The organism is Acinetobacter sp. GN11 (assembly GCF_054823985.1).
The window spans coordinates 1-700 of sequence record NZ_JRVL01000326.1 but is presented as its reverse complement, the minus strand read 5'-3'; the positions used below and the strand labels follow the sequence as shown (position 1 = coordinate 700).

1 protein-coding gene and 1 tRNA gene are annotated in these 700 nt (G+C 33.6%); one reads left to right on the top strand and one right to left on the bottom strand.

All coding sequences use genetic code 11. The annotated features are described in order from the left end of the window. The first annotated feature begins 76 nt into the window (after window positions 1–76). The gene (locus NL42_RS18865) at window positions 77–547 is read left to right on the top strand and encodes an SMI1/KNR4 family protein (protein WP_101664646.1); all 471 of its coding nucleotides are present in this window, start codon (window positions 77–79) and stop codon (window positions 545–547) included. A gap of 11 nt (window positions 548–558) precedes the next feature. Here NL42_RS18865 and NL42_RS18860 read toward each other — a convergent pair. After that, window positions 559–631 (bottom strand) — tRNA-Arg (locus NL42_RS18860). Window positions 632–700 lie beyond the last annotated feature (69 nt).

Sequence of the window (700 nt, the reverse complement as noted above, 5' to 3'; positions counted from 1 at the left end):
ATATAGGAATAGTTTTTGATACTTGGAAAAAACAATATTGGAAAGAACGCGCTAATGACTTTAGGTAGTAATTAAGATGAGCATGAAAGATTTAACTGAAGCCTTTAAACTAATTCAGGAAAACCCAGATGACGCTGATTTTATGAATGGGTGTTCGGACGAATTAATCAATAAGGCTGAGCAAGTTTTAGATATTAATTTCCCTCAAACCTATAAGGTTTTTTTGAAAAAATATGGAGCTGGAGATATTGCTGGGCAAGAGTTTTATGGAGTTATTGATGAAGACTTTGAAAATTCATCTATTCCTGATGCAATTTGGTTAACTCTACATGATCGAGAAAAATATAATTTTCCTAAGCACTTACTTATAATTTCACAGACTTCGGACGGATATTATTATGTTTTAGACTGTTCTAAAATGAAGGATGAAGAGGAGGGAGCTGTATATGAATGGAATCCAAATATTTCAAAAGAGAATGATAGCTTGGTTGAAGTTGCAAAGGATTATGGAGAGTTTATTTTAAATTTAATAAAGTCATCTTTATAATCTTTTATATGTGCGCCCTGCGGGACTCGAACCCACGTCGGTCGCTTAGGAGGCAACTGCTCTATCCAGTTAAGCTAAGGGCGCATAATTTTATGATTATAAACAAAAAAGCCATTGCCAAGGCAATGGCTTTTTTACATTTTAGTTATTAAA

Excerpts from the sequence above, each read along its gene's own strand:
- NL42_RS18865 (WP_101664646.1), top strand. The coding sequence starts at position 77 with ATGAGCATGAAAGATTTAACTGAAGCCTTTAAACTAATTCAGGAAAAC.